The sequence below is a fragment of the Shewanella sp. 4_MG-2023 genome, assembly GCF_030548015.1.
Taxonomy (GTDB): Bacteria; Pseudomonadota; Gammaproteobacteria; order Enterobacterales; family Shewanellaceae; genus Shewanella.
Genome location: NZ_JAUORL010000058.1, coordinates 1 through 8,307, shown reverse-complemented (window position 1 = coordinate 8,307; position 8,307 = coordinate 1). Strand labels below are relative to the sequence as shown.

Annotated in this window: 7 protein-coding genes and 1 pseudogene; 1 reads left to right on the top strand and 7 read right to left on the bottom strand. The window is 41.6% G+C overall.

Annotation, left to right across the window (positions count from 1 at the left end):
• Positions 1 to 219: 219 nt before the first annotated feature.
• Positions 220 to 1,206, bottom strand: coding sequence for a phosphoserine phosphatase SerB (gene serB, locus Q4546_RS18845; protein WP_102436192.1), 987 nt, complete (start codon positions 1,204 to 1,206; stop codon positions 220 to 222).
• A gap of 87 nt (positions 1,207 to 1,293) precedes the next feature.
• On the opposite strand from serB, the gene Q4546_RS18840 reads away from it, so the two are divergent.
• The gene (locus Q4546_RS18840; RefSeq protein WP_303446836.1) at positions 1,294 to 2,112 is read left to right on the top strand and encodes an AhpA/YtjB family protein; all 819 of its coding nucleotides are present in this window, start codon (positions 1,294 to 1,296) and stop codon (positions 2,110 to 2,112) included.
• Between the two features lie 64 nt (positions 2,113 to 2,176).
• On the opposite strand, the gene deoD is transcribed toward Q4546_RS18840, so the two are convergent.
• From deoD to Q4546_RS18810, 6 genes and pseudogenes are all read right to left on the bottom strand, one after another.
• Positions 2,177 to 2,887, bottom strand: a complete 711-nt coding sequence (deoD, locus tag Q4546_RS18835; protein ID WP_076543293.1) for a purine-nucleoside phosphorylase — start codon at positions 2,885 to 2,887, stop codon at positions 2,177 to 2,179.
• Between the two features lie 125 nt (positions 2,888 to 3,012).
• Positions 3,013 to 4,230, bottom strand: coding sequence for a phosphopentomutase (locus Q4546_RS18830; RefSeq protein ID WP_102436196.1), 1,218 nt, complete (start codon positions 4,228 to 4,230; stop codon positions 3,013 to 3,015).
• A gap of 13 nt (positions 4,231 to 4,243) precedes the next feature.
• Complete coding sequence (deoA, locus tag Q4546_RS18825; protein ID WP_102436198.1) at positions 4,244 to 5,575, bottom strand: thymidine phosphorylase; 1,332 nt, start codon at positions 5,573 to 5,575, stop codon at positions 4,244 to 4,246.
• Between the two features lie 128 nt (positions 5,576 to 5,703).
• Positions 5,704 to 6,477 (bottom strand): deoxyribose-phosphate aldolase, encoded by a 774-nt coding sequence (deoC, locus tag Q4546_RS18820; RefSeq protein WP_076543290.1) that lies wholly within the window; start codon positions 6,475 to 6,477, stop codon positions 5,704 to 5,706.
• Positions 6,478 to 6,871: 394 nt separating this feature from the next.
• Entirely contained in the window at positions 6,872 to 7,750 is an 879-nt protein-coding gene (locus Q4546_RS18815) for an outer membrane protein OmpK (RefSeq protein WP_303446835.1), read from the bottom strand.
• 350 nt (positions 7,751 to 8,100) lie between these two features.
• Positions 8,101 to 8,307, bottom strand: a pseudogene (locus Q4546_RS18810) (hypothetical protein); the annotation flags it as partial.

Sequence of the window (8,307 nt, the reverse complement as noted above, 5' to 3'; positions counted from 1 at the left end):
ACAAAGCAGCGTAAATCCAAGTTATTGATACTGGTATCGGCAGCTTTTAGTCACTTAGGTTAAACCGTCATTTAACATTATGCTTGCAGTGTTTTTAGGCTTGCAAGTAATACACAAAGTAATAAACAAAGCAGCGTAAATCCAAGTTATTGATACTGGTATCGGCAGCTTTTAGTCACTTAGGTTAAACCGTCATTTAACATTATGCTTGCAGTGTTTTTAGGCTTGCAAGTAATACACTAAGCAGCGTAAATCCAAGTTATTGATACTCGCATCGGCTGCAGCAAGCAGTTTCGGCTTAGCATGGAAGGCAATACCAAAATCAGCAGCATTAACCATAGGAATATCGTTGGCGCCATCGCCAATGGCCAGCCGTTGCCCTGCAGCAATTTGCCAAGTGGCACTGCACTTATCAATCACATTGGCTTTATATTGGGCATCAACCACATCACCTGTTACTTCACCGGTTAACTTACCCGCTTCAATGACCAGCTCATTGGCGTAAGCGGCATCTAAATCCAGTAAATCTTTTAAATAGCCCACAAATGGGGTGAATCCGCCCGAGGCTAACACTAACTTCCACTCGTTAGACTTTAGCTCTGCCACTAGGCTTTTAAGTCCTGGCATCAAAGGAAGTTGCTCACATAAAGTGCTGATAATACTCTCATTGGCGCCTGCAAGCTTACTGACCCTTAAGCGTAAACTCTCTTCAAAGTCTAATTCCCCTTGCATGGCCCTTTCGGTGACTTCTGATACCGCCTCACCCACGCCAGCCATCACAGCTAATTCATCAATACATTCTATTTGAATCGCGGTGGAGTCCATATCCATCACTAATAGACCCGGTTTAAATAAGCTCGCTAGCGGCGCGGTTATATTGAGAAGTTCTGCTTTTACCTGCTGCGGAAATTGACTCATCAGTGTCCCTAAAGCTGAGGTTGAGGCAAGTTCAAAACCTTGTAAATCGTTATGTCTCATCAAAGGCGTAATCGCGCAGTCTTGGGTTAACTTTGCCAGCCAGTCATTAATGGCCCCAAAAGATTGCGCTTCAAATACCACTCTAAAACGATAAGGGTACTTAACCTGAACATTGTTAAGATACTCGTCTTCAAAATAACGAGTTAAAGTGACATGATTATGGCTATACGTCGCATCAAATGTTGAGAATAACCACGTTAATGGCTGAATATTTACCTGAGTTTCCATGGACTGCATTTCCCCAATGATTGCGACTATCTACAATGAATTATTTCGATTAGTATTAATTAAATAGAAAAATGACCAAGGATTAAAGTGATTTTTGTTAAAGGTCTTAAAAAAAGCCAAAAAATCAGCAGATTAATTCAAATCAGCATTGCTGTAATTTTATTATTTGCTTTAGTGCATTTATGGAAGTCGAGCCTTAATAACGGTCAGCAACTGCTGAGTTCGCAAACCCAAATCATGGCGCGCTTATTAGCTCAACAAGTGGCCAATGGCGCAGCCCCAGCAATGCATCTACAAAATGATGAGCAACTACAATGGCTAGCCAATGCGCTCGTGCTCGACCCGAAAGTGATGTCAGTGAACATGTACAGTACTCAAGGGGTAAGGCTGGCGTTTGCCCAAAGCGTATCAGACATCGAATTTGACGCCGATGATAAAGTACTAACTGAGATGTTATCGCCCTACCCACCTTTAATTGAAAACGTGCTTCAAGGTGACAATAACTTAGGCTATATCGAGGTGAGGTTAAACTTACATATTTTCTTTGATGAATTAAAAAGCCACTATCAAGAAAATATGAAGCAACAACAAATTATGCTGATTATTGCAGGTATTATTGGTTTGCTGCTGTCGCGGGTCTTTTCGTTTAAACGCGCAGATTTCGACCGACGTAAAACTCGCGCCAAACAAGGACGTAAAAATAGCCAATTAGTGCAAAAAAGCTTGTCTGAAGAAATGCATCAACTTGAAGATAGCCGGACTGAACCGGCAGATATGGATGACCAAAGCGCTAACCCAAAATCCTCACTGATAACAGAGTCTGATAGCGATGAAAATATGACTTTTAAACAAGAGATACTAGAAGCCGAAAACCTCAGACTTGATGATAAAAGTAAAGCCAATTAACCATTAAAAAAAAAGCGTAACTGATAAATCAGTTACGCTTTTTTACGAAATAATAAACGTTAAATTACAGAGTAACTACTGCATCTAATGTCATGATAATCATTTCGTTGAAAGTATTTTGACGTTCATCAGAAGTGGTTTTTTCTCCGGTTCTGATGTGGTCAGAAACTGTCACTACGCATAATGCTTTAGCGCCAAGTTCGTGTGCAACACCGTAAAGGCCTGCCGCTTCCATTTCGACCCCAAGTACACCCATTTTTTCCATGGTATCGAACATAGAAGGATCTGGAGTGTAGAATAAATCAGCAGAGAAAACGTTACCTACACGCACTTTAGTTTCGTGCGTTTTAGCTGATTCGATCACTGCGTTCATTAAGCCATAATCTGCAATCGCAGCAAAATCTTGACCTTTAAAGCGTAAACGGTTTGCTTGCGAGTCAGTACAAGCGCCCATTCCGATAATCACATCACGCACTTTTACGTCAGTGCTAATTGCGCCACAAGAACCCACACGGATTAGGTTTTTAACGCCGTAATCAGAAATAAGCTCATGCGCATAAATAGAACATGATGGAATACCCATACCAGAACCCATTACAGATACACGAGTACCTTTATATGTTCCAGTAAAACCAAGCATGTTACGTACATCAGTAACTTGCTCTACATTTTCTAAAAATGTTTCAGCAATATATTTTGCACGTAATGGATCGCCTGGGAATAAAACTGTTTCAGCAAATGCACCGTCAACAGCATTAATATGTGGTGTAGCCATGGAAAAACCCCTATATTTTTATCGTATATCTTTATATGTGGGCAGCAAAGTCATCCCCTTCGCTGCCGGACGTGATTCTACTATATTTATTAACAGATTAACCTTAGTAGATAGCATTTGAATCATCAATTAATGAATGATTCGCCATAATCCATAGGTTCAAGCTTAAAATACGTCGCAATAGACTGCCCAATGTCGGCAAAACTGTTTCTACGGCCTAATGAACCGGCAGCTAACCCCGCGCCTAAAGCAATCACAGGAACACGTTCGCGGGTATGCTCGGTGCCAACCCAGCTTGGATCGCAACCATGATCGGCTGTCAGTAATAACAAGTCATCAGGGTTAAGTAAGGCTAATAACTCTGGCAAACGTTGGTCAAAGTATTCTAAAGCTTTGGCGTAACCGGCAATATCACGACGGTGTCCGTAGTGGGAATCAAAGTCAACAAAGTTAGTAAATACAATGGTGTTATCTTCAGCACGCTTGATTTGCTCAAGGGTTGCATCGAATAACTCTTCAAGACCTGTTGCCTTAAATTTCTGGGTAATACCGCTGTTAGCATAAATATCGGCAATTTTACCAATACTCACCACTTCACCACCGGCATCTTTAAGCTTATCTAATACCGTTGGCGCTGGCGGTAATACCGCATAATCATGTCGATTACCTGTACGGGCAAAATCTTCAGGACCCGAGCCCACAAATGGACGCGCAATCACGCGGCCAATATTGTAAGGCTCTAGCTCTTCACGGGTAATTTCGCACAAACGGTATAGGTTTTCTAAACCAAATGATTCTTCATGACAGGCAATTTGAAAAACTGAATCAGCTGAAGTATAAAAAATTGGCTTACCGCTGCGCATGTGTTCTTCGCCAAGTTCTTCTAAAATTGTTGTACCTGAAGCATGGCAATTACCCAAAAAGTCGGTTAAGCCCGCACGTTTGAGGATTTTATCCGTAAGCTCTTTTGGAAAAGAGTTGGTTAAATCAGAAAAGTAACCCCATTCATACAATACTGGCACGCCAGCCATTTCCCAGTGTCCACTAGGCGTATCTTTACCTGAGCTTAATTCATCCGCATGGCCATAAGCGCCAATCACGTCGATATTATCAGCGAAACCATCGGCGAATTTACCCGTACTTTCAAAACCTAAATGGCCTAGACCGAGCTTTGCCAGGTTTGGCAGTGTTAATGGTCCTTTTCGGCCAATATCGGCTCGGCCTTCAGCACAGGCTTTAGCAATATGACCAAAGGTATCTGAACCTGTATCTCCGAATTTTTCAGCATCAGTGGCAGCACCAACACCAAAAGAATCCAACATTAAAATAAATGTACGTTTCATAATTTTTACTCCATTATAAATCTGAAGCGCGGATATAACGGTAGATTTCAGGCGTCTTTTCTGGCGCAGAATCTTCAATGTTAATCGCCTGCTGAACGGCAGCAGAGGCTTCTTCGAAAGCGGCTTCAGATTGAGCATGTACCATGGCGATAGGCTTATCAGCTGATATCTCATCACCTAATGCACATACTTCTGTTAATCCAACGCTATAATCTAATGCGTCGCCAGGCTTTCTGCGGCCACCACCTAAGGTCACTACCGCTAAACCTAACTCTCGGGTATCCATGCTATGAGCAAAACCCTGTTTGTTGGCATACACAGGACGAATAATTTTCGCCTGTGGCAAATATTTGTCATAAGACTCAACAAAATCTGCTGGCCCGCCAAGGCCTGATACCATACGGCCAAAAATTTCAGCCGCTTTACCATTATTTAAAACAGTATTTAATTTTGTACGTGCGTCAGCATCATTTTGCGCAATGCCGCCAAGTACGAGCATTTCAGCACATAGGCCCATAGTGACTTCGTAAAGACGTGGGTTACGGTAAGCGCCAGTTAAAAAGTTAATCGCTTCACGCACTTCAACCGCGTTACCGGCACATGATGCCAATACTTGGTTCATGTCAGTTAATAAAGCGGTAGTTTTAGTGCCAGCACCGTTTGCCACTGCTGTAATACTGCGAGCAAGTTCTTCAGAGGCTTCATAAGTAGGCATGAATGCGCCGCTACCGACTTTGACGTCCATTGCTAAAGCATCTAGCCCAGCTGCGAGCTTTTTAGAAAGAATTGAAGCAGTAATTAACGAGATAGACTCAACGGTTGCGGTATTATCACGGATTGAATAGAAACGCTTATCGGCAGGGACTAAATCACCGGTTTGGCCAATAATGGCAACGCCAGCTTCTTTAACTACTTTGCGAAACAACTCACTTGATGGCTCGGTTTGGTAACCAGGAATGGCATCAAATTTATCTAAGGTGCCGCCAGTATGACCAAGGCCGCGACCCGAAATCATCGGTACATAACCACCACATGCCGCCGCCATTGGGCCAAGCATCAGGCTAATGACATCACCAACACCGCCGGTGCTGTGCTTATCAATAATGGGGCCGTCAAGTGACAGTGCATCCCAGTTTAATACAGTACCTGAGTCACGCATACCTGTGGTTAAGGCAATACGTTCATCCATGTTCATATCTTGAAAATAAACAGCCATACCAAAAGCGGCTATTTGGCCTTCTGAAACGGTATTTTGAGTAATGCCATCAACAAAAAATTGAATTTCAGCTGCGCTTAATGCATCACCATTACGTTTTTTACGAATAATTTCTTGAGCGAGAAACATGCTACTTCCTCCAGCAAGATGAATTTATTGAGCCATCTTGCTACAACAATAAGGCACCGAATGGGCTAAAATGATCCATTCGGTGCATGCTAAATCGTTATGTCAAAACCGTACAATACTAACTTTGATTAGTAACCTTGTGCACCAGCAGGCGCATCGGCTAACTCAAGAGTATGAAGTAAGCTAGTTAATAAGCTTGAAGCGCCGAATCTAAAGTGTGCCGGAGTAACCCAGTCAGCACCTAGAATGCGTTCAGCTAAACCTAAAAACTCGGCAGTTTTAGCCGCGTCACGTACACCACCGGCTGGTTTAAAACCAACATTGGTGTTCTTTTCGCTAATCACGGTTAACATAATTTCAGCCGCTTCAAGTGTGGCATTAACCGGTACTTTACCGGTTGATGTTTTGATAAAGTCAGCACCTGCATCAATTGAAAGCTCAGATGCTTTACGAATTAACGCTGCATCTTTTAACTCACCTGATTCGATAATCACTTTTAAGATAGCTTGATCGCCACAGGCTTCTTTACACGCTTTGACTAGCTCAAAACCTAAGCTTTCGTTGCCAGCCATTAATGAGCGGTATGGAAATACCACATCAACTTCGTCTGCGCCGTAAGCGACTGCGGCACGGGTTTCTAATACTGCGATAGCAATATCGTCATTACCGTGTGGGAAGTTAGTCACTGTGGCGATTTTGATGTCTTCACAATCAAGTTCGTTTAAGGTTTTACGAGCGATAGGGATAAAACGAGGGTAAATACAAATTGCAGCGGTATGTCCAGCAGCAGTATTCGCTTTATGACATAAATCAATGACCTTTTGGTCAGTATCATCATCATTTAATGTGGTTAAATCCATTAATGAAATGCCAAGTTGTGCTGCTTTTTTTAAATCACTCATGTGTGCTCTCCAAAACAAAAAATAAATTAATCTTGTTATGGCAATGCAATTAAGCTGGCATTAGGGTGTTGATGGGGCCGGGCCTTCGAGCATTGCCAGTAAATAAATTCATAAATTACTGAACTAAGTATTCAACCTGATAACGAGTACCACGACTTGAATCCTTGAAGACCGGAAGAGGTGAAACAAAGATTATTGTTTCATCCATTCCGCGAAAAATCCGTTTTAGCGCGCAAATCAATCCAAATTAATGACAAGCTAATATCACTTATTTGGACCTTAATATTTATCTAAATACACTTTAGCAAATTCTACGGTATATTTAAGTAAATACTAACATAAATTAATAAAAAAATAGAGCCACACAAGTGTGGCTCTATACTTTCAAGCAATCTTAGAACTTGTAAGTTGCTGTGAAGTAATGTGCGAAACCGGTAGTTTCTAGACCGAATGTACCTTCATCTTTAAGAAGGTAAACGTCTTTATACGCTTTTAAGCCGTAACCTAGTGCGTAGTTGTCTGAATGCCAATGTAAACCGAAATATGCCGCGCCACCGTTAGAGGTGAAAGTAGTGTTGTAGAATGAACCATCGTCATTATACGCATTAACTTCATCTGCACCGAACTGGTAATCAACATAGCCCTGGAAAGAAATAAAAGTACCGTTATCAAAGTTAACCACTGGCTTAAACCAGTTAGCTGAGAACTGGTAACCGTTCCACTCTTTGGCATTTAGGTCGTAGAAACCGTATAAGTTCATGCCAGTTTTACCTAACCATGGAACCATAACGTCAGCACCGATACCAACTGAAGCGTTGTTTACGTCACCGTCGTAAACGTTGCCATTTTTATCAGTACCTGAGATAGCGCCGCCACCGAAGTTGAACAAAGTTGAGATGTAAACTTCTTGAACTGGGCCAAAAGAAAGGTCTTTGCCAGTGATTGCATCAAGAGAAAAACGTGGAGCAAACTTCATGAACATCTTGCTAGCACCAGCGCCTTTGTCGCCATAATTCTGGTTAGTGATGTTAAAAACATCCACGTAGCCATACAGATCAACAATACCAGCGCGACCACCAAATTCCATTTCTAAGTAGTCATGGCCATTATCAGTAGAACCATCGCGTGGAAGCTCATTTACTGCGTACATTGCGTTGAACTGCATCCAGCTGTAATCGCCAGAACGTAAATCGGTACGGTCAGCAGCCATTGCTGGTGCAGACATTGCAGCAACAGTTGTTGCAGCTAAAGCTAAAGTTTTAACGTTTTTCATTATCAACCCCATTGATATTTGTTTTTAACCACCTACATGGATGGCGTTTTTTATAAACGTTCGCATTGTACCTATTTCGGCCAAAAGCTCAATACAAAAAAGACAAAATACGAATACTTAATCCCAAAACGTGAACAATGTCGCTACTTTTAACTAACAACCAATAATTAAATAATCTATAAAACTATTTATATGCCCAATATCATTATATAAAACCTTAGCAAGTAACATACCATAAACAGCTGTAGCAAAAGTTGATTAAGTAAAATTCACTGAGAATGGCTGTTTTTAAAGACAAAAAAAGCCGTTATTACTAAATGATAACGACCTTTTTATTGGTAATGTTTAAATCATGGTAGTGATAACATCGCTAAAAATTGACCCGTAAATGTTGCACCCAAAAAGTTGACAAGCGAGCTAGCAATAACGGCACGTATATTAAGCTCAGCAAGCTCATGGTGACCAGTAGGCACCATTGAACCAGCTAATCCAGCTAATCCAGCTAATCCAGCTAATCCAGCTAATCCAGCTAATCCAGCTAATCCAGCTAATCCAGC